Raw genomic sequence first — 20,761 nt, 5'->3', positions numbered from 1 at the left:
TCAGGCGGCGCCCTCCGGTACGGGCCGCGCGCGCCCCGTGTCGTCGATCCAGTGGGTGACCACGGGCCGGACCGGGGGAAGGGCCCAGGGGTCCAGCGTGCCGTCGCACAGCTCGGCCAGGAACTGGACCATGCCGCCGTCGTAGTGCCACCAGGCATCGTTGCGCGAGCAGACGGTGACGGGCCACCGCTGCGGGTCGCCCGGGACGGTGCTCCACAGGAACCGGTCGCCTTCGGCCGAGTTCCCCCAGTACAGCAGGCTGCCCCGCGGCAGCTCCGGCGGGCGCAGGTCGGTGGCCTCGTCGGAGTCCCACCACGCCCGCTCCTCGCGCTGGCAGCGGGCCCAGGCGCCCTCTTCGCCCGGGTCGGGGGAGGCGATGGTCAAGAACGCGTCCAGCTCGACGGCGGGGTACCACGCGGCCAGGGTCTTGAAGTCCGTGGGCAACGCGGTGCCGAGGACGTCCTCGGCGGCGGCCCAGTCGTACGCGGCGGGAGCGGGCCGGCGGTGGTGCACCAGCCCCGGGACGGCTTGCTCCAGCGTGGCGAGTGCCTCGTGCGGATCCAGGATCCTGCGGGCCGGGCGCTGGGTGCCGATGAGTTCGGTCATGGCGTGCAGCGTGCCACGGCCGCTCGGCCCCCCGTGCCACCGGCCCCGCGCAAGCGGGCCCCTTACGACCGGCACAGCGCGACCGGGCCCGTGCCACCGGCCTCCGTGCCACCGCCTCCGTGCCAGGGGCCCCTCAGCCGGGCGTGGGCCCGGCGGCGGGGAAGGGCTTGACCCAGCGGCGCCAGCGGTCCTCGCGGTGGTATCCGGCCGCGGTCCAGGCGTGGTGGGCCCGTTCGTTGGCCTCCAGCACCATCGCGTCGCCGCGCCGGCCGCCGGCCGCCACGAAGCGGCGTTCGGCGGCGTCGAGCAGGGCGGTGGCGATCCCGCGGCGCCGGTGGGAGGGGAGCACCGCCAGGCGGTAGAGGGAGCAGCGCCAGCCGTCGTAGCCGGCGATGACGGAGCCGACCAGCAGCCCGTCGGCCTCGGCGAGGATCAGGGCCTCGGGGTCGCGCTCGACGAGTCCGGTCACCCCGGCGGCGTCGTCCGTGATGGACGTGCCCTCGGCCGCCTCCTTCCAGAACGCGAGGACGCCTGCGGCGTCGGACGGCACGGCGGTCCTGATGGTGAGGTCAGTCATGATCGGTAGCCAAGCACGCCGACGCGCGCCGCCACCACCGTGTTTCGCCAGGCGGGACGGTGTCCGGCGAGAGCCCCGGAGCACCCCCAGCCCTCGGCGCGCTTTGCCCATCCTTTACCATGTGGACAACAGATCTCCTCGAACGGAAGGTGTGAGCGTCCGCCCATGGGCGAGCCTCCCAGTACCCGACATCGCGCGACACCCCTCCTCCTGGCTGATCATGGGACGGAGGTGAACCGATGACCGAAGTGCTTCTGCTGCTCGTGGCGCTGCTGCTCTGCCTTGTCTGCGGAGTCTTCGTCGCGGCCGAGTTCTCGCTGACCACGGTGGAGCGCAGCGAACTCGAACGGGCCGTCGAACGGGGCGAGCGGGGCGCCGAGAGCGCCCTGGCCGCCGTACGGACCCTGACGTTCCAGCTCTCCGGCGCCCAGCTCGGCATCACCGTGACCGGCCTCGTCATCGGCATGATCGCCAAGCCCTCGATCGCCGCCCTGATCACGGGGCCGTTCCAGGCGATGGGGCTGTCGCAGGCCGCGGCCTCCTCCACCGCGCTGGTCCTCGGCACGGCCCTGTCGACCGTCGTCCTGATGGTCGTGGGCGAGCTCGTGCCCAAGAACTGGGCGATCTCCTCGCCGCTGGCGATCGCCAAGCGCGTCGCCACCATGCAGCGGGTCTTCAGCCGTGCCTTCGGACCGCTGATCTCACACCTCAACACCACCGCGAACCACATGGTCCGCCGGCTCGGACTGGAGCCGGCCGAGGAGCTGGCGTCCGCCCGTACGCCGCAGGAGCTGGTGGCGCTCGCCCGGCACTCCGCCCGGGAGGGCGCGCTGGAGAAGGACACCGCGGAGCTTTTCGTGCGGACCCTGAACCTGGCCGACCTGACCGCGGAGAACGTGATGACCCCGCGCGTCCAGGTCACCGCCCTGGAGGTGAACACGACGGCCGAGGACGTCGCCAACGCGACCATGGCCACCGGCCTGTCCCGCTTCCCGGTCTACCGGGGCACCCTGGACAACGTCGTCGGCATCGTCCACATCAAGGACGTGCTGGCACTGCCGGCCGGGGAGCGCCACCGCCACCCGGTCGCGCGGCTGCTGCGCGAGCCGCTGCTGGCGCCCGAGTCGCTGACCGTGGACCGGCTGCTGGACCGCCTCTCGGGCCGCCGCACGATGGCCGTGATCGTCGACGAGTACGGCGGCACGGCGGGCGTGGTCACCCTGGAGGACATCGTCGAGGAGGTCGTCGGCGAGGTCCGCGACGAGCACGACCCGCACGAGACCTCCGACCTGGCCCAGGCCGGTACGGACGCCCACGGCCGGCTGCTCTACTCGGCCGACGGCGCGGCCCGTACCGACCAGCTGGAGCGGATCGGGCTGCGGGTGCCCGAGGGCCCGTACGAGACCCTGGCCGGCCTGATAGCCACCCGGCTCGGGCGGATCCCGGCCGTCGGAGACCGGCTGGAGCTGGACGGCTGGCGCCTGGACGTGGTGGATTCCAGCGGCCGCCGGGCGGCGCGGGTGCTGCTGCACGCGCCGACGGAGGGCCCGCGGGCCACGGGTGGGGAGGACGCGCGATGACCGCGATCCAGTTGCTGATCGGTCTGGCGACCCTGGTCGTCAACGCGTTCTTCGTCGGCGCGGAGTTCGCGCTGATCTCGGTCCGGCGCAGCCAGATCGAGCCGTACGCCGAGCGGGGCGACCGGCGCGCGCGCAGCGTGCTGTGGGCCCTGGAGCACGTGTCGGCGCTGATGGCGACGGCCCAGCTGGGTATCACACTGTGCACCCTGGTGCTGGGCGTGGTGGCCGAGCCGGCCATCGCCCACCTGCTGACCCCGCTCTTCGACCTGGTCGGCGTCCCGGGCGGGCTGACCCACGCCATCTCGTTCGTGGTGGCGCTGGCCCTGGCGACGTACCTGCACATGCTCTTCGGCGAGATGGTGCCCAAGAACGTGGCGCTGGCGGAGCCGGTGCGCACGGCGCTGGCGCTGGGCCCGCCGCTGGTGACGCTGACGCGGGCGCTGCGGCCGGTGGTCTTCGCGATCAACGCCTTCGCCAACGCGCTGCTGCGGCTGCTGCGGGTGGAGGTGAAGGACGAGGTCGGCGCGACCTTCTCGGACGACGAGCTGGCGCGCATCGTGAAGGACTCCAGCGACGCCGGGCTGATCGACGACCGGGCGAGCGAGCGGCTGCACGACGCCCTGGAGCTGGGCCGCCGCCCGGTCGCCGATGTCGTGCTGCCCTCCGGCCAGGTGGTCTCGGCGCAGTGGGGGATCACCCCGGAGGAGCTGGAGCGGCTGTCCGCCGAGAGCGGCTTCTCACGCTTCCCGGTCGTCGACGACCAGCGGATGATCCTCGGGTACCTGCACGTCAAGGACGCTCTGGACGCGCCGGCGCGCGACGAGGCTTTCCCGCTGACGGCGCTGCGGGCGATCGCCCAGGTACGGGCCGAGACCCCGCTGGACGACGTCCTGACGGCGATGCGGCGCAGCCGTACCCACCTGGCGGCGGTGCTGGGGGCGGACGGGGCGCTGGCGGGACTGGTGACCATGGAGGACGTGCTGCGCGAGCTGTTCGGCAAGCCGGCCGCCGGATAGGGCGGTCCGCCTGGTTCCCCCGGCTCTGCACGGCCGGGGGAACCAGGCGGTAACATCGCTGGCGCCATGGAGATGAATGCGTCTTACACCAGTTTCGTCGCGATCGGCGACTCGTTCACCGAGGGCATGTCCGACGCGCTGCCGGACGGCTCCTACCGGGGCTGGGCCGATCTGCTCGCCGCCCGCCTCGCGGCGCGCGAGCCGGGCTTCCGGTACGCGAACCTCGCCGTGCGCGGGAAGCTGATCGGACAGATCGTCGACGAGCAGGTGGACGCCGCGGCCGCGATGGGTGCCGACGTGGTGACCCTGGTGGGCGGGCTGAACGACACGCTGCGGCCCAAGGTCGACATGGGCCGGGTGCGCGCTCACCTGGAGGCGGCCGTGGAGCGGCTCGCGCCCAGCTGCAAGACGCTGGTCCTGATGCGCTCCCCCGGGCGCAACGGGCCGGTCATGGAGCGGTTCCGCCCGCGCATGGAGGAGCTCTTCGCCATCGTCGAGGAGCTCGCGGCGCGGCACGGCGCGCTGGTCGTCGACCTGTACGGGGCTCCGGTGCTCGCCGATCCCCGGCTGTGGGGCGTGGACCGGCTGCACCTGACGGACGAGGGCCACCGGCGGGTCGCCGAGGCCGTCTGGCAGACCCTGGGCCTGCCCGCGGCCGAGGACTGGCGGGCGCAGCTGCCGCCGGCGACGGCGCCCGGCTGGGCCGTACGCCGGGCCGACGACGTGAAGTTCGCCCGCGAGCACCTGCTGCCGTGGGTCGGACGACGGCTGACGGGCCGCTCCTCGGGGGACGGCCTCGACCCCAAGCGCCCGGAGCTGCTGCCGTACACGCCCTCGCACTCGTAGCAACGCACAACCTGGGGCGGGGCGCGGAGCTGCGTAAACGCACAGCCCGAGCGCAAGTAGAATCCCTACACGTGACAGCCAAGCCCCGCATCCCCAATGTCCTGGCCGGCCGCTACGCCTCCCCGGAGCTCGCCGTCCTGTGGTCCCCCGAGTACAAGGTGACGCTGGAGCGGCGGCTGTGGCTCGCCGTGCTGCGCGCCCAGAAGGACCTCGGAATCGAGGTCCCGGACGCGGCCCTCGCCGACTACGAGCGTGTCCTGGAGACCGTCGACCTGGCCTCCATCGCCGAGCGCGAGAAGGTCACCCGGCACGACGTGAAGGCCCGCATCGAGGAGTTCAACGCCCTCGCCGGCCACGAGCACGTCCACAAGGGCATGACCTCCCGGGACCTGACCGAGAACGTCGAGCAGCTCCAGATCCGGCTCTCGCTGGAGCTGGCCCGCGACCGTACGGTCGCGGTCCTGGCCCGGCTGGGCAAGCTGGCCGGCGAGCACGCCGAGCTCGTGATGGCCGGCCGCTCGCACAACGTCGCCGCCCAGGCCACCACCCTCGGCAAGCGTTTCGCGACCGCCGCCGACGAGCTGCTCGTCGCCTACGGCCGTCTGGAGGACCTACTGGGCCGCTACCCGCTGCGCGGCATCAAGGGTCCCGTCGGCACCGCCCAGGACATGCTCGACCTGCTCGGCGGCGACGCCGGCAAGCTCGCCGACCTGGAGCAGCGGATCGCCGCCCACCTGGGCTTCGGCCAGGCCTTCACCTCCGTCGGCCAGGTCTACCCGCGCTCGCTCGACTACGACGTGGTCACCGCCCTGGTGCAGCTGGCCGCCGCCCCGTCCTCGATCGCCAAGACCATCCGCCTGATGGCGGGCCACGAGCTGGTGACCGAGGGCTTCAAGCCGGGCCAGGTCGGCTCGTCCGCGATGCCGCACAAGATGAACACCCGCTCCTGCGAGCGCGTGAACGGCCTGATGGTCATCCTGCGCGGCTACGCCTCCATGACCGGCGAGCTGGCGGGCGACCAGTGGAACGAGGGCGACGTCTCCTGTTCCGTGGTGCGCCGCGTGGCCCTGCCGGACGCCTTCTTCGCCTTCGACGGTCTGCTCGAGACGTTCCTGACCGTCCTGGACGAGTTCGGCGCGTTCCCGGCGGTCGTGGCCCGCGAGCTGGACCGCTACCTGCCGTTCCTGGCGACCACGAAGGTCCTCATGGGCGCCGTCCGTGCCGGCGTCGGCCGTGAGGTGGCCCACGAGGTCATCAAGGAGCACGCGGTCGCCTCCGCCCTCGCCATGCGCGAGCAGGGTGCCGAGCGCAACGAGCTGCTGGACAAGCTCGCCGCGGACGAGCGCATCCCGCTGGACCGCGCCCAGCTCGACGCGCTGATGGCGGACAAGCTGTCCTTCACCGGCGCAGCGGGCGACCAGGTCGCCACCGTCGTCTCCCGCATCGAGGAGATCGCCAAGCGGCACCCGGAGGCGGCGGGCTACACGCCCGGCTCCATCCTCTGATCCCCTTGTGTCGTCGGGGCGCCGCCGTCCGGTGGCGCCCCGCCGCCGTTCCCGCCGCTGTTCCCGCCCTCCTTCGGTAGCCAGGTGAGGGTGACGGTGATGGCGGCCTTCGCCTCGCCGTCGGCCAGCACGGCCACGGCCTTGCCGGGCTTGACCGCCAGTTCTATCCCGAAGGTGGCGCTGATCTCGTCGGGTGCGGCGGCCTCGGCGGCCCGCAGCACCGCCGTACCGAGCCCGGTCACCAGCTCGCCCAGCTGGTCCACCCGCGCGGCGAGCTGGTCCAGCGCCCCGACGTCCTGGTGGCCCACGTCCTGGTAGCCGACGCGCTCCGGCTCCGGCAGGTCCTGCGGCGCGAGCACGCTGACCCGGGCCAGTACCTTCTGCCCGCCCGGCAGTTCGATCTCCTGGATCCTTCGTTCCATGGTCCCCCCAACCCTCGGCCCGCCCTCGGCCATTGTTCCCCTTACGGCGGATCGGTCACCGTGACCGCCGCCAGCAGCTGCGGCGAGTGGTCGGCCCCCCACCGGGCGGCGCACACGACGACCCACCGATCCTCCACCCGCCACACGTGCACGTGGTCGGTGACGCCGCTCAGCTCCCCCCACGGCTGCGCCACCTCCTGCGTGACCGCCCGCAGCCGCACACTGCCGAGGCTGAACACGTCGGCCGTCCCCCAGCGCTCGGTCAGCGCGTGCGTGAGCGCCTCGTACGCGGCGGATGTCCGCTCGGCCTCCTCGGCCCTGCCGACCGCGTCCTCGTCCCCGAACCAGCGGCTGTCGCCCAGCTCCGCGAGGTGATACCCGGGACCGCTGGTGCCCACATCGGACCTGCCCCGCACGTCGGGAAAGTCACGCGTCCGGAGCTGGTCGATGGTGTCGAGATGCTCTGCCGTGGTCATGCCGTCAGTATCCAGGGGACCACTGACAACTGGCCCTGCGTCACGCGTCCCGCCGGCGGACGGCGATCCAGCCGCAGGCCACCGCGGCCACCGCCCACAACGCCAGCACGCCCAGCCCGCCCCAGTGCCCGGGGTCGCCCTGCGCGGCACTGCGCATGACCGTCTGTCCCGCCCGGTCCGGCAGATAGGGAGCGATTCCCCCAGCGGTCGCACCGACGACGAAGGGGACGACCAGGACGAAGGGTATGAGCAGGCTCAGCACGGCCGTTCCGCTGCGGAGCAGAGCCGTGAGTCCGGCGGCGAACAGGGCCATGAGCACCAGGTAGCAGCCGCTGCCGAACACGGCCCGCACCGCCCCCGGGTCACCGATACCGATGGCGTGCTCCCCCATCAGCGCCTGACCGGCGAAGAACGTGACCACTCCGGTGACCTGCCCCGTCAGGAAGGCGAGCGCCCCGATCACCGCGACCTTCGACAGGTAGAACCGGGTGCGGCCCGGCACCGCGGAGAGCGTGGTGCGCAGTGCTCCATTGTGGAACTCGGCGGCGAACGCGCTGGTCCCGAAGGCGATGGCGGCTATCTGACCGAAGTTGATGCCGTAGAAGGCCGCGAGCAGCGGGTCGTCGCCCATGGCGCCTTCCTCGCCGGATCCGGTGAGCGCGGCCGTCAGCGTCTGTATGCCGACGGTGGCGACCAGGACCGCTATCAGTGCTCCGAAGGTGCCGCGCAGCGACCGTATCTTGATCCATTCCGACCGCAGGGCGGGTGCGGTGGGCAGAGCGGTGATCATGGTGGAGCCTCCTGGGTGACGGGTGGCAGGTGTGGGTGGCAGGTGTGGGTGGCTGGTGGTGGGTCAGCGGGTGGTGGCGGCGAACTGGGCGTGGTCCGCGGTGAGGTCGAGGTAGGCCTGTTCCAGCGAGGCACGTTCGTCGGAGAGCTCCAGCAGGGCGATGCTCTCGCGGGCCGCGATACCGCCGAGGTCGGCCGCCCGTATGCCGTCGATGCTCCAGCGCCCTTCCTCGGCCGCGGCCATCTCGAAGCCGTCGCGGGCCAGGGCCGCCCGGAGCCGGTCCGGGTCCGCGGTGCGCAGCAGCACCCGAGGCGTACTGCGGGCGTCGATGAATTCCTTCATGGAGGTGTCGGCGAGCAGCCGGCCCCTGCCGAGCACGACCAAGTGGTCGGCCAGGGCCGCTGTCTCGGACATCAGGTGGCTGGAGACGAGGACCGTCCGGCCCTCCGCGGCCAGGGTGCGCATCAGCTCGCGGATCCAGATGATGCCCTCGGGATCGAGGCCGTTGGTCGGCTCGTCCAGCAGGAGCACGCCCGGGTCGCCGAGCAGTGCGGCGGCTATGCCGAGCCGTTGGCGCATCCCGAGCGAGAAGGTCTTCACCCGCCGCCCGGCCGCCGAGGCGATGCCGGCCTGCTCCAGCACCTCGTCCACCCGTCGCGCCGGGATGCGGTTGCTGGCGGCGAGGACCCGCAGGTGGTCCCGTGCGGTGCGGCCGCCATGCGCCGCCTGTGCGTCGAGGAGCGCCCCGACCTGGCGCAGCGGCTCGGTGAAGTCGGTGAAGCGGCGCCCGCCCACGGTGGCCGTGCCCGACGTGGGCCGGTCCAGGCCGAGCAACAGGCGCATCGTGGTGGACTTCCCGGCGCCGTTCGGCCCGAGGAAGCCGGTCACCCGGCCGGGCAGGACGTCGAAGGTGAGGTGGTCCACCGCCCGGGCGGTGCCGTATTCCTTGGTCAGTTCGCAGATCTCGATGCGGTTCATGGCTCAAGACTCGGCCCCGGACCCACCCCTGCTCCTCCCCCGCGCGGGGGGATCGTCTCCCCCGTGCGGGGGAGACGGCGTCGAGGGGCCGGCTGCCAGGATGAGGACATGTACCGACTGCTCCGTTCCCCGCTCCAAGGGGTCACGTACACCCGCTGGTTGCACCTGCTGGTCCCTCTGCTGATCGTGGCCGTCTGGCTGTTCATAGCGCCGCACATGCCCTGGGTGCCGGCCCTGGTCGTGGCGCCCTTCGGGCTGCTTCCCTGGGTGCGGATGGCCGAGGGGGTCCAGGCACAGTTCCTGCTCACCCCCCATGAGCGGGGCCGTCACGACGGGGCGATCAGCACGGTGGCGTCGGCCCGATGGGGCGACCGCTGGCGGACGCTGCTGTGGCTGGAGATACGGCTGGGGCTGGCGGCGCTGGCGTGGTTGGCAACGGTGGGGCTGCTCGTCATGTCGGTGGAGCTGGTCCAGACGGCCGCCGGGTCCGTCCCCGAGTCGCTCAAGACGCTGCCCGTGACACCGCCCCGCTGGGCCGCCGCGCTGCTGGTCCCGGTGCCGCTGCTGCTCCTGATGGTGATCGTCGTGCTGCTCGGTGAGGCGGTCACCGCGATCGCCAGGCGCCTGCTGGGCCCGTCGACGGCCGAACGGCTGTCGGCCCTGGAGGTGCGGACGGAGCAGTTGCTGGAGCGCACCCGGATCGCCCGGGAACTGCACGACTCCATCGGACACGCGCTGACCGTGGCCGTCATGCAGGCGGGGGCCGCCCGGGCTTCGGGCAACGCGGAGTTCACCGAGCGGGCGCTGTGCGCGATCGAGGAGACGGGGCGCGCCGCTCTGGAGGATCTGGAGCGCGTGCTGGGGGTGCTGCGCGAGACGGGCCCGCGCCCCTCGCAGCGGCCGACGCTCGCGGAGGCGGACCGACTGCTGGAGTCGGCGCGGGCGTCGGGGGCGGCGGTCGACGCCGAGCTGTCCGGTCCACTGGAGCAGTTGCCGGGCCCGGTCACCCGTGAGGGGTACCGGATCCTGCAGGAGGCGCTCACCAATGTGCTGCGGCACTGCGGGCCCGTCCCGGTTCGGGTGCGGATCGAGATGGCGGTGGGGCTGCTGGAGCTCGAGGTGACCAATCCGCTGCCCGAGGGCCCGGCGTTCGGGTCCGGCTCGGGGAGCGGGCTGCGCGGGATGCGGGAGCGGGCCGCGCTGCTGGGCGGGAAGGCCGAGACGGGCCCGTACGAGGGCAGTTGGAGAGTGCGCGCCCGGCTTCCGCTGGAGCGAATACCCTGACCGGATGCCGGTCACCGTACTGCTCGTCGACGACGAGCCCCTGGTCCGCGCGGGTCTGCGCGCCGTCCTCGAGTCCCAGCCCGACATCGAGGTGGTCGGGGAGGCCGCCGACGGGGCCGCCGTGGTCCCCCTGGTGCGGCAACTGCGGCCGGACGTCGTGGCGATGGACGTGCGGATGCCGCTGCTCGACGGGATCGACGCCACGCGGGCCGTGCTGAAATCGGTCGACGATCCGCCGAAGATCCTCGTGGTGACGACGTTCGAGAACGACGAGTACGTGTACCGGGCGCTGCGGGCTGGTGCCGACGGGTTCCTTCTCAAGCGGGCCAGGCCGTCCGAGATCGTGCACGCGGTGCGGCTGGTCGCGGAGGGTGAGACGCTGCTCTTCCCCACCGCCCTGCGCTCGCTCGCCGCCGAGTACGGCAACCGGGAGGCGCGGGAGGCTCTGGAACAGGCGGCACTGACCGAGCGCGAGGAGGCGGTGCTCCGGCTGATGGCCAAGGGGCTGACGAACGCCGAGATCGCCGGTCAGCTGTATGTGGGGGCGGAGACGGTGAAGTCGCATGTGAGCGCCGTGCTCGCGAAGCTGGGGGCGCGGGACCGGACGCAGGCGGTGATCACGGCGTACGAGTCCGGATTCGTGTCCCCGGCCTGAGGGTGGAGGACGGATTCCGGCAGGTGGGGGCCGGTTCTCGCCGCCGCGGCGACTGGGCAGTACGATCCGGCTGACAGGCGCGCTAGCTGGGAGGACACACGTTGGGGCAGCTGACCGGCGGGGACCCCTCGCTGCTCCGGCGGATCAACTCCGCCGTGGTACTGCGTGCGCTGCGCGCGGCCGAATCGCCGACGCTCACCGATCTGACCCGGGTGACCGGGCTGTCGCGGCCCACCGTCGAGGGGGTCGTCGAGGGGCTGATGGGCACCGGGCTGGTGGTCGAGGCCGCCGCGGAGGAAGGGGCGCGCCGCCAGGGGCGGCCGGCCCGGCGGTTCCGGTTCCGGGCCGAGGCCGGTCATCTGCTCGGCGTCGAGATCGGCTCGCACCGGGTCGCGGCCCTGATCTCGGGGCTGGACGGGCGGGTCATCGGCGCAGGGACGAAGGAGGTCGCCGAGACGGCTTCCGCCGACGAGCGTCTGGAGAAGGTCCGGGCGTGCGTCGCCGACCTGCTGCGGCGGGCGGGGGTGCCGAGAGACTCACTGCGGGCCGTCGGGGTCGGCAGTCCCGGAATCGTCGAGGCCGACGGCACCGTACGGCTGGGCACGGCCCTGCCCGGCTGGACCGGGCTGCCGCTCGGTGAGCGGCTGCGGCGGTCGTTCCGGTGCCCGGTGCAGGTGGAGAACGACGCCAACGCGGCGGCGGTCGGCGAGCACTGGAAGGGGGCCGCTCAGGACACCGACGACATGGTGTTCGTGATGGCGGGCCTGAGTCCCGGTGCCGGGTCGCTGATCGGCGGGCGGCTGCACCGGGGCTACGGCGGGGCGGCGGGCGAGATCGGGGCGCTGCATCTGCTGGGCCGCGAGGCCACTCCGGAGAAGCTGCTGTCGACCACCGGGGAACCGTTGCACCCGCTGGACGAGCAGGCGGTGGCGGAGGTGTTCGCCATGGCCAAGCGCGGGGACGCGCGGGCGGTCGCCGCGCTGGACCGGTTCGTCCAGCGGCTGGTGCACGACGTGGCGGCGCTGGTGCTGGCGATGGATCCGGAGCTCGTGGTCGTCGGCGGGTGGGCCGCCGGGCTGGACGGGCTGCTGGACCCGCTGCGGCGCGAGCTGGAGCGGTACTGCCTCCGGCCGCCGCGGGTAGAGCTGTCCCGGCTGAGCGAGGCCGCGGTGGCCACCGGGGCGCTGCGGCTGGCGCTGGACCACGTCGAGGAGGAACTGTTCGCGGTGGAAAAGACGGTGACGGCCCGCCGCCGCTGACGCGGGGCTGCTGACGCGGGACCACCGGCACGGCCGGCTGCCACGGCCCGCCGGCAGGGCCACCGCGCGCGGCGCGGCCCCGGGCGCGGCCCGCTGGCATGGCCCGTGGCGTGCGGGTCGGCCTCCGGCCGGCTCGCACCGTACCGGGCGGGTCCGCGGCGGGCAGGGCCTGCCACCAGCACGACCCCGCCGGTGCGGCTCGCCGCCGCTGACGCGGGACCACCGGCACGGCTCGCTGGCACGGCCCGCACGCACGGCCGTCCGCGCGCGGGTCGGTCCTCGGTCGGCTCGCGCCGTACCGGGCGGGGCCGCCGGGGCGTCAGGAGGCCACGGGTTCTGCGGTGTCGTGGGTGATCTGGACGTCGCCCGAGTCGCCGAACGTCAGGCGGCAGGTGTCCGCACGGTAAGTGGCGACGGAGACCGCGGCCGTGCCCGCGGCCGTGAAGTAGCGGGTGGTGACGAGCAGGACCGGGGCGCCGGGGAGGCGGTCGAGTTCCTTGGCGTCGTCGGCGCGGGCCGAGCCGAGTTCGACGGAGCGGTCCTGGCCTTCGAGGACCAGGTGCCCCAGCTCACGCAGGATGGCGCGGGCACGGGCAGGGCCGGACGGGGCGTCGAGGGCGGACAAGCCCGGCACGGACGCGGCCGGGACGTAGAGGAGCTCGGCGGCGACGGCCTGCCCCTGGGTGACGCGGGTGCGGCGGACCGTGTGGACGGCCTGGTCGCTGCCCGTCCCGAGCAGCTTCGCGATCGCGGCGGCGGGCACGGTCTCGGTGGCGTTCACCAGCTGCCAGCCGTCGGTGGCCTCGCCGGGCCAGCCGTGCTGCGCGTCACGCACGGCGACACCGACGCGCGGCGGGGCGACCGTCGTGCCCACGCCGCGACGGCGCTGCAGCCGGCCCTCGAGTTCGAGCTGTTCCAGCGCCTGGCGCAGGGTCGCGCGGGCGACGCCGAAGCGGGCGGCGAGTTCACGCTCGTTCGGCAGGACCTCGCCCACCGCGAAGTCCTGGTCGAGCGCCTCGCTGAGCACGGTCTTGAGGTGCCAGTACTTCGGCTCCGGCACCGTTTCGAGCTGCGTGGTCCCCACCCTGACTCCTCCTGCTGCCCTCGCTGCAATCGCCGTGTTCCAGCGGCAGTTCCGCGCCTTTGTTTATTAAAGGTTCCTGCACTATCCCTGCGACGATAGGACGGCGGCACCCCTTGGTCAAGACCAATCCTCGGCCCTTTGCCGGGCAGATCGGGCATACGTATCAAGCCGTTCACGGGATGTTCGCGGGCTGCTCGGCGGCTCAAAGGCTTGTGGTGGCGAGCTACCCGGCGGTAGTCATTACTGACAGCGAGTCTCACAGGTCCGCACCGACGTGACGCCGAGGAGCAGCATGACCACCACGGTCTCCTTCACCATCGACTCCCCCCTCGGGCCCCGGCCCGCGACCGTCGCCTACGAACGCAAGGGCGCGGGCGAGCCGCTCCTGCTGCTCCACGGCATCGGGCACCACCTCCGGGCCTGGCACCCGGTGACCGACATCCTCGCCGCCGACCACGACGTGATCGCCGTCGACCTCCCGGGCTTCGGGGCCTCCGACCCCCTCCCCGAGGGCGTCCCGTACGACCTCGGGACGGTAGCCGCCGCCCTCGGCGCGCTCTGCGCCACCCTCGGCGTCGAGCGCCCGCACGTCGCCGGCAACTCCCTCGGCGGACTGCTCGCCCTCGAGATGGGCCGCGAGCGGCTCGTGGCGTCCGTGACCGCGCTCTCCCCCGCCGGTTTCTGGTCGCAGGCCGAGCGCCGCTACGCGTTCGGCGCGCTGCGCGCACTGCGCACGGGCGCCCGGGCCCTGCCGTACGCCGCCGTGCGCGGCCTCGCCGGCTCCGCCGCCGGACGGGCCGCGCTGACCGGCGCCATCTACGCCCGCCCCGCGCGCCGTTCGCCCGAGGCCGTGATCGCCGAGACCCTCGCGCTGCGCGACGCCACCGGTTTCGAGCAGACGCTGGCCGCGGGCGGCTCCGTACGGTTCACCGACGACGTGCCCGGCCTGCCCGTGACCATCGCCTGGGGCGCGCGCGACCGGTTGCTGCTGCCCCGGCAGGGCGTCCGGGCCAAGCACACCGTGCCCGGCGCCCGGCTCGTCCGGCTGCCCGGCTGCGGCCACGTCCCGATGAACGACGATCCCGCCCTCGTCGCCCGGGTCATCCGCGACACGACCATGCGCCGCCCGCCGGCAACGGCAACGGCAAGGTCCACGGCCATGACCACGACCACGACCACCGCGTGACAGCACCACTCCCACCCACGGCACCACACCCCGAAGGGAGCGACCACGATGAGCACGTCTGAAAGGGCCGGAGGAGACACGGTCGACTACGACGTCGTCGTCTGCGGAGCCAGCCTCGCCGGCAGCGCCGCGGCGATCCTGCTCGCCCGGCGCGGTGCCCGCGTCGCACTGCTGGAACGCCGCTCCGACCCCGCCGCGTTCAAGGTGCTGTGCACCCACTCCCTGACGGCCAACGCCTACCCGGTACTGGACGAACTCGGCCTCGTCCCCGCCCTGGAGGAGGCCGGCGCCGTCCGCAACCACGCCCGCTGGTACACCCGTTGGGGATGGATCGAGCCGAGGGCGGCGCCGCAGGGCCCCGCGCTGCCGTACGGGTACAACATCCGGCGCAGCACCCTCGACCCGTTGCTCCGCTCCCGTGCGGCGCGGACGCCCGGTGTCGATCTGCTCCTCGGTCACCAGGTGACCGGGCTGGTCCGGGAAGCCGGGCGCACCGCGGGGGTGCGCGCGACGACACCGGCCGGGGAGCATGAGCTCCGGGCCCGCCTGGTGGTCGGCGCCGACGGCAAGGACTCGGCGGTGGCGAGGTTCGCCGGCACGCCCACCCGGCGGTACGAGAACGAGCGGTTCGGCTATCTCGCGCACTTCCGCGGCCTTCCGCTGCCCGACGGGATCAGTCACGCCTGGTTCCTGGAGCCGGACATGGCCTACGCGTTCCCGAACGACGACGGGGTGACGGTCCTCACGGTGCTCCCGGACAAGAAGCGGCTGCCCGCCTTCCGGGAGGATCTGGAGGGCAGCTTCGCCGCGTTCGTCCGCGCCCTGCCCGATGCGCCGCCCATCGACGCCGCCAAGCGCGTCTCGAAGATCATCGGCCTGGTCGACTACCCGCTGCTCAGCCGCAGGCCCACCGCGCCGGGCCTCGCGCTCATCGGCGACGCCGCCCTGACGAGTGATCCTCTGTGGGGCGTGGGATGCGGGTGGGCCCTGGAGTCCGCGCAGTGGCTGACCGAGGCGGTCGCCCCCGCGCTGGCCGGCGGGGGCGAGCTCGACAGGTCCCTTCTCGCGTACGCGCGCACGCACCGGCGGCGGCTGAGCGGCCATCAGTTCATGGCCGCCGACTTCGCCAGGGCCCGCCCGTTCAACCCGGTGCAGCGGCTGGTGTTCTCGGCGGCGGCGCGCGACACGTCGGTGGCCCGGCACATGCACCGCTTCTCCCAGCGCCTGATCGGTCCGGCGCGCTTCCTGAGCCCCGCCGCGCTGGCCCGGGCCTCGGCCGTCAACCTCAGGCACCGCGGGGCGAGCGTGCCTCCCGTGCCCCTGTCACCCGCGGGCCGATAACCCCGTTCCGCACCTCTTGACAAGGGGGCTGCGGGGTGTATGCACGAGTGTCTGGCGGCTGTTCACCGGCGGTTCGCGCGCCCGACGCGGAGGACCGGTGTGCCCTCGGCACACTGGTCCGACCCGTCTCTGGAGGCCCTCCGATGCCCCTCGTCCGCCCCGACCGCAGGTCCCTGCTGCGCGGCTCCCTCGCCGTGTCCGCCGCCCTCGCCGCACCGACCGCGCTGGCCGCCCCGGCCTTCGCCCGCTCAGGCCGCCCGAGCGCGCCGTGGGGCGTCCAGTCCGGCGAGATCACCCCGTTCTCCGCCACCGTCTGGACGCGCTCCGACCGGCCCGCCCGGATGTACGTCGAGACCTCGCCCAGCGAGTCGTTCCGCTACGCCGTACGCCGCCACCACGGCCCCTACCTCGGTCCGGCGACCGACTACACCGGCACCGCCGTGCTGCGGGGGCTGCCGCCCGGCCAGCAGATCCACTACCGCGTGGTGCTCGCCGACCCGGACAACCCGCGCCGCACCGGCGAGCCCGTGTGCGGCACCTTCCGCACCACGCCCGTCAGCCGCCGCTCCGGCGTCCGCTTCGTGTGGTCCGGCGACCTCGCCGGCCAGGGCTGGGGCATCAACCCCGACCTCGGCGGCTACCGCGTCTTCGAGGAGATGCGCCGGCGCGACCCCGACTTCTTCCTGTTCAGCGGGGACACCGTCTACGCCGACGGCCCGATCCAGGCGACCGTGGCGCGCCCCGACGGCAGCGTGTGGCGCAACCTCACCACCGAGGAGAAGTCCAAGGTCGCCGAGACCCTGGCCGAGTTCCGCGGGAACTTCCGCTACAACCTGCTCGACCACAACCTGCGCGGCTTCAACGCCCAGGTCCCGGTCATCGCCCAGTGGGACGACCACGAGGTGCGCAACAACTGGTACCCGGGCCAGCTGCTGGAGGACCCCCGCTACACGGTCAAGGAGGTGGACGTGCTCGCCGGCCGCGCCAAGCAGGCCTTCTCCGAGTACTTCCCCGTCACCGACCTGCGCGGTGGCCGCACCGAGGGCCGGATGTACCGCGTGGTCCACCACGGGCCGCTGCTGGACGTGTTCGTGCTCGACATGCGCACCCACCGCAACGCCAACTCCCCCGGCCGGCAGAGCGACGACACCGTCGGCATCCTGGGCGCCGAGCAGCTGGACTGGCTGCGGCGCGAGCTGTCCCGCTCCCGCGCCACGTGGAAGGTGATCGCCGCCGACATGCCGCTCGGCATCGTGGTCCCCGACGGTTCGGCGAACTTCGAGGCGGTCGCCCAGGGCGACCCGGGTGCCCCGCTGGGCCGCGAGCTCCAGATCGCCGAGCTCCTGCGCCACATCAAGCACCGGCGCATCACCGGCACCGTGTGGCTCACCGCCGACGTGCACTACACCGCCGCCAACCACTACGCCCCCGAGCGGGCCGCGTTCAGCGACTTCGCGCCGTTCTGGGAGTTCGTCTCGGGTCCGGTCGGTGCGGGCGGCTTCCCGCACGGCGCGCTCGACGCGACCTTCGGCCCGCGGACGGCGTTCGTCCAGTCGGCCCCGGTGGCCAACATGTCGCCGGCGGAGAACCCGCCGTACTACGGCGAGGTCGACATCGACGGCGGCAGCGGTGAGCTCACCGTCCGGCTGCGGCGCGAGGGCGGCGGCGTGCTCTTCACGCGGACGCTCCAGCCGGGCCGGGTCGGCCAGTAACCGGGGGAAACCGCCGCACGGGCGGGGCCGTGGCACAAGCGAGGCCGCGGCAGGGGCGGGGCCGCCGCACCGGCTCCGCCCAGCCTCGGGACACGGAAAACTGGGCGAAATCGACCAGATGGATCCTTAACCAGTCGGTCACAGATCGTTCGTGATCACGCAACACCCCTTCGGCAGGGTGGTGTCATGACTGAACGTGACCCCGCCCCCGCACAGCGTCCCCTCCACCGCCACCACTGGCGCCGTGACCTCGTCGAACTGGCCGCCCTGTTCTGCGCGGTCGCGGTCGCCGACGGCATCGCCAATCTCGTCGTGCACGGTCCGCGCGGCCCCGTGCTGCTGGTCGCCTCGGCCGTCGCGCTCCTGGTCACGGCCGCCTTCCACACCTGGTGGGCACGGCGCCACAGCCATGCGCCGCCGCCGGAGCCGACGGCCCCTTCCGATACCGGGGCCCGCACGGCGACCGGTTCCGCCGCGCTGTGGCGGATGCGGACCACCGTACGGGACGAGCCCGGCAGCCTGGCCGCGCTGTGCACGGCGCTCGCGCGGCACGACGTGGACATCCTGACCCTGCAGACCCACCCGCTGGCGGAGGGCGGCACGGTCGACGAGTTCCTGGTGCGCGCCCCGCAGACGCTGCCCGCGGCCGACCTGATCCGGGCCGTCGCGCAGGCCGGCGGCCGGAGCACGTGGATCGAGCGCGCCGACGCCCACGACCTGGTCGACACCCCGACCCGGGTCCTGGGCCTGGCCACCCGCACCGCCCTGGACGCCGCCGAGCTCCCGCTCGCGCTGCGCCAGCTGCTCGGCCGCTGCACGATCCACTCGGTCCCCGCGACCACCCTGACCGGCCGTCCCAACCACGCCGCCGACGCCCCCGTCGAGGGGGTCCTGGAGGCCACCGTGATGCGGCTGCGCGACCCGGCCGGCGGTGCGATCACCGTGGAGCGGCCCTACCTGCCCTTCACCCCGACCGAGTTCGCGCGGGCCCGGGCCCTGGTCGAGCTCGACGCCCGCCTCGGCCCGCGCGTCCCGCGCGGCCGTGACGTGCTGACCCTGCCCGAGGGCAACGAGATCACCGTGCGCCGGGCGGACGGCTCCGACCTAGCCGCCGCCCGCGCCATGCACGACCGCTGCTCCGAGCGCACCCTGGGGCTGCGCTACCACGGCCCGGTCGCCGACGCCGACCGCTACCTCGGCCACCTGCTGAGCCCGCGCTTCGGCCGGACGCTCGCCGCGACCACCGCCTCCGGCAAGCTGGTCGCCCTCGGCCATCTGCTGTGGGACGGCGACGAGACCGAGGTGGCACTGCTCATCGAGGACGAGTGGCAGCGCCGCGGCGTCGGCTCGGAGCTGCTGCGCCGGCTGATCGCGCTCGCCGTCGAGGCCGGCTGCGACAGCGTCTACGCCGTGACCCGGGCCGCCAACACCGGCATGGTCGCCGCGATGCGCGGCCTCGGCCTGCCGCTGGACTACCAGATCGAGGAAGGCACGCTGGTGATCACAGCGCGCCTGGAGGCATCCGCGGTCAACTCGCCTCTGCCGTACGAACTCCCGCGCGAGCGCCCGTACCGGCAGAGCTGAACTGCCGCGCCGCAGCAGGGCCGTGGCCGTGCCGGGAGCGCCCGGCACGGCCCGCCCGCGCCCGCGGCGCCCGTCGCCCGCGCGTCAGGAGGCCGACAGCGAACGGTGGTGACGCGAGCGGGTCCGCCGTACGAAGATGTCCGCATGTCAGACACCCTCCACAGCAGCCGGCTGCCGCGCCGGATCGCCGATGACTACGTCGACGAGCTCATCGTCCTCGACCCGATCACCGGTACCTACCTCGGAGTCGCCGCCAGTTACGGCAGGCTCCCCGACTTCTCCCCGGCCGGCGCCGCAGCCCTGGCCGGACTCGCCCGCACCACCCTCGCCGCGCTCGACGCGGCCGAGCAGCTGCCCGGCGCGGACACCGACGCCGAGCGGCGGTGCGCCCGGCTGCTGCGCGAGCGCCTGACCGCCGAACTCGCCGTCCACGACGCCGACGAGCACCTGCGCGCGGTGAGCAACATCCACTCCCCCGTGCACGGTGTCCGCGAGGCCTTCAGCGTGACCCCGACGGAGACCGACGAGGACTGGGCGGCCATCGCCCAGCGGCTGCGCGCCGTCCCGGCCGCCTTCGCGGGCTACCGCGAGAGCCTCGGACTGGGCCTGGAGCGCGGCCTGTACGGCGGCCCGCGCCCGACCGCCACGTTCGTCGAACAGCTGACGACCTGGGCGGGCGAGGACGGCGAGGGGCCGGGGTTCTTCACCGGCTTCGCGCAGCGCGGCCCCGAGGGCCTGCGCGCCGAGCTGGCGGAGGCCGCGGCCCTTGCCACCGCCGCCACCGCCGAGCTGCGCGACTGGATGCGGGACGTGTACGCGCCGGCCGTCGAGGGGCAGCCGGACACGGTCGGGCGCGAGCGGTACGCCCGCTGGGCCCGCTACTTCAACGGCACCGACCTGGACCTGGACGAGGCCTACGCGTACGGCTGGTCGGAGTACCACCGCCTGCTGGGCGAGATGAAGACGGAGGCCGCCAAGATCCTGCCGGGCGCGGGCCCCTGGGAGGCGCTGGCGCACCTGGACGAGCACGGCACCCACATCGAGGGCGTGGACGAGGTCCGCGCGTGGCTGCAGGGCCTCATGGACGAGGCCATCGAGAACCTCGACGGCACCCACTTCGAACTCGCCGAACGGGTGCGGAAGGTGGAGTCGATGATCGCCCCGCCCGGCGGCGCCGCGGCCCCGTACTACACCAGTCCCTCGGAGGACTTCTCGCGGCCGGGCCGGACCTGGCTGCCGACCATGGGCCAGACCCGGTTCCCCGTCTACGACCTGGTCTCCACCTGGTACCACGAGGGTGTGCCCGGCCACCACCTCCAGCTCGCGCAGTGGACGCACGTCGCGGACCAGCTCTCCCGCTACCAGGCCACGGTCGGCATCGTCAGCGCGAACGCCGAGGGCTGGGCGCTGTACGCGGAGCGGCTGATGGACGAGCTGGGCTACCTCAAGGACGCCGAGCAGCGCCTGGGGTACCTGGACTGCCAGATGATGCGCGCCGCGCGGGTCATCGTGGACATCGGCATGCACCTGGAGCTGGAGATCCCGGCGGACTCGCCGTTCCACCCGGGCGAGCGCTGGACGCCCGAGCTGGCGCAGGAGTTCTTCGGCATGCACAGCGGCCGGCCGGCCGACTTCATCGTCAGCGAGCTGACGCGCTACATGTCGATGCCGGGCCAGGCGATCGGCTACAAGCTGGGCGAGCGCGCCTGGCTGCTGGGCCGGGACAACGCCCGCGCCGCGCACGGCGACTCCTTCGACCTGAAGGCCTGGCACATGGCCGCGCTGTCGCAGGGTTCGCTGGGCCTGGACGACCTGGTGGACGAGCTGTCCAAGCTCTGACCGCGTGCCGAGGAGCCCCGA

Annotated in this window: 19 protein-coding genes; 12 read left to right on the top strand and 7 right to left on the bottom strand. The window is 73.5% G+C overall.

Annotated features, from left to right (window positions below):
* A complete protein-coding gene (locus tag ACIPXB_RS31905; RefSeq protein ID WP_401455549.1) occupies positions 1-606 on the bottom strand; it encodes a hypothetical protein in 606 nt (201 codons plus the stop codon).
* A gap of 133 nt (positions 607-739) precedes the next feature.
* Positions 740-1,183 carry a GNAT family N-acetyltransferase gene (locus ACIPXB_RS31900; protein ID WP_401455547.1) on the bottom strand — a complete coding sequence of 148 codons (444 nt, stop codon included), beginning with the start codon at positions 1,181-1,183 and terminating at the stop codon, positions 740-742.
* Between the two features lie 239 nt (positions 1,184-1,422).
* Here ACIPXB_RS31900 and ACIPXB_RS31895 point away from each other — a divergent pair, with 239 nt between their 5' ends.
* The 4 genes from ACIPXB_RS31895 (at position 1,423) to purB (ending at position 6,130) form a co-directional block, all read left to right on the top strand.
* Complete coding sequence (locus tag ACIPXB_RS31895) at positions 1,423-2,763, top strand: hemolysin family protein (RefSeq protein WP_401455545.1); 1,341 nt, start codon at positions 1,423-1,425, stop codon at positions 2,761-2,763.
* Positions 2,760-3,779 (top strand): hemolysin family protein, encoded by a 1,020-nt coding sequence (locus tag ACIPXB_RS31890; protein WP_401455543.1) that lies wholly within the window; start codon positions 2,760-2,762, stop codon positions 3,777-3,779. The genes ACIPXB_RS31895 and ACIPXB_RS31890 overlap by 4 nt, the downstream gene beginning before the upstream one ends.
* A 66-nt stretch (positions 3,780-3,845) precedes the next feature.
* On the top strand, positions 3,846-4,625 hold the full coding sequence (locus ACIPXB_RS31885; RefSeq protein ID WP_401455541.1) for an SGNH/GDSL hydrolase family protein: 780 nt from the start codon (positions 3,846-3,848) through the stop codon (positions 4,623-4,625).
* 71 nt (positions 4,626-4,696) lie between these two features.
* Entirely contained in the window at positions 4,697-6,130 is a 1,434-nt protein-coding gene (gene purB / locus ACIPXB_RS31880; protein WP_401455540.1) for an adenylosuccinate lyase, read from the top strand.
* Here the strand turns inward: purB and ACIPXB_RS31875 are convergent.
* The 4 genes from ACIPXB_RS31875 to ACIPXB_RS31860 form a co-directional block, all read right to left on the bottom strand.
* Positions 6,106-6,552, bottom strand: coding sequence for a CU044_2847 family protein (locus tag ACIPXB_RS31875; RefSeq protein ID WP_401455537.1), 447 nt, complete (start codon positions 6,550-6,552; stop codon positions 6,106-6,108). The two genes, purB and ACIPXB_RS31875, sit on opposite strands and share 25 nt — an antisense overlap.
* 41 nt (positions 6,553-6,593) lie before the next feature.
* The gene (locus ACIPXB_RS31870) at positions 6,594-7,028 is read right to left on the bottom strand and encodes a hypothetical protein (RefSeq protein WP_401455535.1); all 435 of its coding nucleotides are present in this window, start codon (positions 7,026-7,028) and stop codon (positions 6,594-6,596) included.
* Between the two features lie 40 nt (positions 7,029-7,068).
* On the bottom strand, positions 7,069-7,818 hold the full coding sequence (locus ACIPXB_RS31865; RefSeq protein ID WP_401455532.1) for an ABC transporter permease: 750 nt from the start codon (positions 7,816-7,818) through the stop codon (positions 7,069-7,071).
* Between the two features lie 63 nt (positions 7,819-7,881).
* Complete coding sequence (locus ACIPXB_RS31860; protein ID WP_401455531.1) at positions 7,882-8,796, bottom strand: ATP-binding cassette domain-containing protein; 915 nt, start codon at positions 8,794-8,796, stop codon at positions 7,882-7,884.
* Between the two features lie 108 nt (positions 8,797-8,904).
* Here ACIPXB_RS31860 and ACIPXB_RS31855 point away from each other — a divergent pair, with 108 nt between their 5' ends.
* The 3 genes from ACIPXB_RS31855 (at position 8,905) to ACIPXB_RS31845 (ending at position 11,994) form a co-directional block, all read left to right on the top strand.
* Positions 8,905-10,080, top strand: coding sequence for a sensor histidine kinase (locus ACIPXB_RS31855; RefSeq protein WP_401455529.1), 1,176 nt, complete (start codon positions 8,905-8,907; stop codon positions 10,078-10,080).
* Between the two features lie 4 nt (positions 10,081-10,084).
* Positions 10,085-10,735 carry a response regulator gene (locus ACIPXB_RS31850; protein WP_401455527.1) on the top strand — a complete coding sequence of 217 codons (651 nt, stop codon included), beginning with the start codon at positions 10,085-10,087 and terminating at the stop codon, positions 10,733-10,735.
* 101 nt (positions 10,736-10,836) lie between these two features.
* The gene (locus ACIPXB_RS31845; protein ID WP_401455524.1) at positions 10,837-11,994 is read left to right on the top strand and encodes an ROK family transcriptional regulator; all 1,158 of its coding nucleotides are present in this window, start codon (positions 10,837-10,839) and stop codon (positions 11,992-11,994) included.
* Positions 11,995-12,313: 319 nt separating this feature from the next.
* Here the strand turns inward: ACIPXB_RS31845 and ACIPXB_RS31840 are convergent, their stop codons facing one another.
* Positions 12,314-13,078 (bottom strand): GntR family transcriptional regulator, encoded by a 765-nt coding sequence (locus ACIPXB_RS31840; RefSeq protein ID WP_401455522.1) that lies wholly within the window; start codon positions 13,076-13,078, stop codon positions 12,314-12,316.
* Between the two features lie 292 nt (positions 13,079-13,370).
* Between ACIPXB_RS31840 and ACIPXB_RS31835 the strand changes: the two genes are divergently transcribed.
* From ACIPXB_RS31835 to ACIPXB_RS31815, 5 genes are all read left to right on the top strand, one after another.
* On the top strand, positions 13,371-14,264 hold the full coding sequence (locus tag ACIPXB_RS31835; protein ID WP_401455519.1) for an alpha/beta fold hydrolase: 894 nt from the start codon (positions 13,371-13,373) through the stop codon (positions 14,262-14,264).
* A gap of 48 nt (positions 14,265-14,312) precedes the next feature.
* Positions 14,313-15,605 carry an NAD(P)/FAD-dependent oxidoreductase gene (locus ACIPXB_RS31830; RefSeq protein WP_401455517.1) on the top strand — a complete coding sequence of 431 codons (1,293 nt, stop codon included), beginning with the start codon at positions 14,313-14,315 and terminating at the stop codon, positions 15,603-15,605.
* A gap of 143 nt (positions 15,606-15,748) precedes the next feature.
* Positions 15,749-17,317: an alkaline phosphatase D family protein gene (locus ACIPXB_RS31825; RefSeq protein WP_401455515.1), complete on the top strand. Its 1,569-nt coding sequence runs from the start codon at positions 15,749-15,751 to the stop codon at positions 17,315-17,317.
* 186 nt (positions 17,318-17,503) lie between these two features.
* Entirely contained in the window at positions 17,504-18,901 is a 1,398-nt protein-coding gene (locus ACIPXB_RS31820; protein ID WP_401455513.1) for a GNAT family N-acetyltransferase, read from the top strand.
* Positions 18,902-19,045: 144 nt separating this feature from the next.
* On the top strand, positions 19,046-20,740 hold the full coding sequence (locus ACIPXB_RS31815) for a DUF885 domain-containing protein (RefSeq protein ID WP_401455511.1): 1,695 nt from the start codon (positions 19,046-19,048) through the stop codon (positions 20,738-20,740).
* Positions 20,741-20,761 lie beyond the last annotated feature (21 nt).

Origin of the sequence: Streptomyces sp. NPDC090022, from assembly GCF_044748145.1 — a bacterium.
GTDB lineage: Bacteria > Actinomycetota > Actinomycetes > Streptomycetales > Streptomycetaceae > Streptomyces.
The sequence above is the reverse complement of the archived record's forward strand: the minus strand, read 5'-3'. Positions and strand labels throughout refer to the sequence as shown.

Excerpts from the sequence above, each read along its gene's own strand:
- ACIPXB_RS31855 (WP_401455529.1), top strand. The coding sequence starts at position 8,905 with ATGTACCGACTGCTCCGTTCCCCGCTCCAAGGGGTCACGTACACCCGC.
- ACIPXB_RS31870 (WP_401455535.1), bottom strand. The coding sequence starts at position 7,028 with ATGACCACGGCAGAGCATCTCGACACCATCGACCAGCTCCGGACGCGT.
- ACIPXB_RS31825 (WP_401455515.1), top strand. The coding sequence starts at position 15,749 with ATGCCCCTCGTCCGCCCCGACCGCAGGTCCCTGCTGCGCGGCTCCCTC.
- ACIPXB_RS31835 (WP_401455519.1), top strand. The coding sequence starts at position 13,371 with ATGACCACCACGGTCTCCTTCACCATCGACTCCCCCCTCGGGCCCCGG.
- ACIPXB_RS31885 (WP_401455541.1), top strand. The coding sequence starts at position 3,846 with ATGGAGATGAATGCGTCTTACACCAGTTTCGTCGCGATCGGCGACTCG.
- ACIPXB_RS31875 (WP_401455537.1), bottom strand. The coding sequence starts at position 6,552 with ATGGAACGAAGGATCCAGGAGATCGAACTGCCGGGCGGGCAGAAGGTA.
- ACIPXB_RS31815 (WP_401455511.1), top strand. The coding sequence starts at position 19,046 with ATGTCAGACACCCTCCACAGCAGCCGGCTGCCGCGCCGGATCGCCGAT.
- ACIPXB_RS31895 (WP_401455545.1), top strand. The coding sequence starts at position 1,423 with ATGACCGAAGTGCTTCTGCTGCTCGTGGCGCTGCTGCTCTGCCTTGTC.
- ACIPXB_RS31900 (WP_401455547.1), bottom strand. The coding sequence starts at position 1,183 with ATGACTGACCTCACCATCAGGACCGCCGTGCCGTCCGACGCCGCAGGC.
- ACIPXB_RS31850 (WP_401455527.1), top strand. The coding sequence starts at position 10,085 with ATGCCGGTCACCGTACTGCTCGTCGACGACGAGCCCCTGGTCCGCGCG.
- ACIPXB_RS31830 (WP_401455517.1), top strand. The coding sequence starts at position 14,313 with ATGAGCACGTCTGAAAGGGCCGGAGGAGACACGGTCGACTACGACGTC.
- ACIPXB_RS31905 (WP_401455549.1), bottom strand. The coding sequence starts at position 606 with ATGACCGAACTCATCGGCACCCAGCGCCCGGCCCGCAGGATCCTGGAT.
- ACIPXB_RS31865 (WP_401455532.1), bottom strand. The coding sequence starts at position 7,818 with ATGATCACCGCTCTGCCCACCGCACCCGCCCTGCGGTCGGAATGGATC.
- ACIPXB_RS31890 (WP_401455543.1), top strand. The coding sequence starts at position 2,760 with ATGACCGCGATCCAGTTGCTGATCGGTCTGGCGACCCTGGTCGTCAAC.
- ACIPXB_RS31820 (WP_401455513.1), top strand. The coding sequence starts at position 17,504 with ATGACTGAACGTGACCCCGCCCCCGCACAGCGTCCCCTCCACCGCCAC.
- ACIPXB_RS31860 (WP_401455531.1), bottom strand. The coding sequence starts at position 8,796 with ATGAACCGCATCGAGATCTGCGAACTGACCAAGGAATACGGCACCGCC.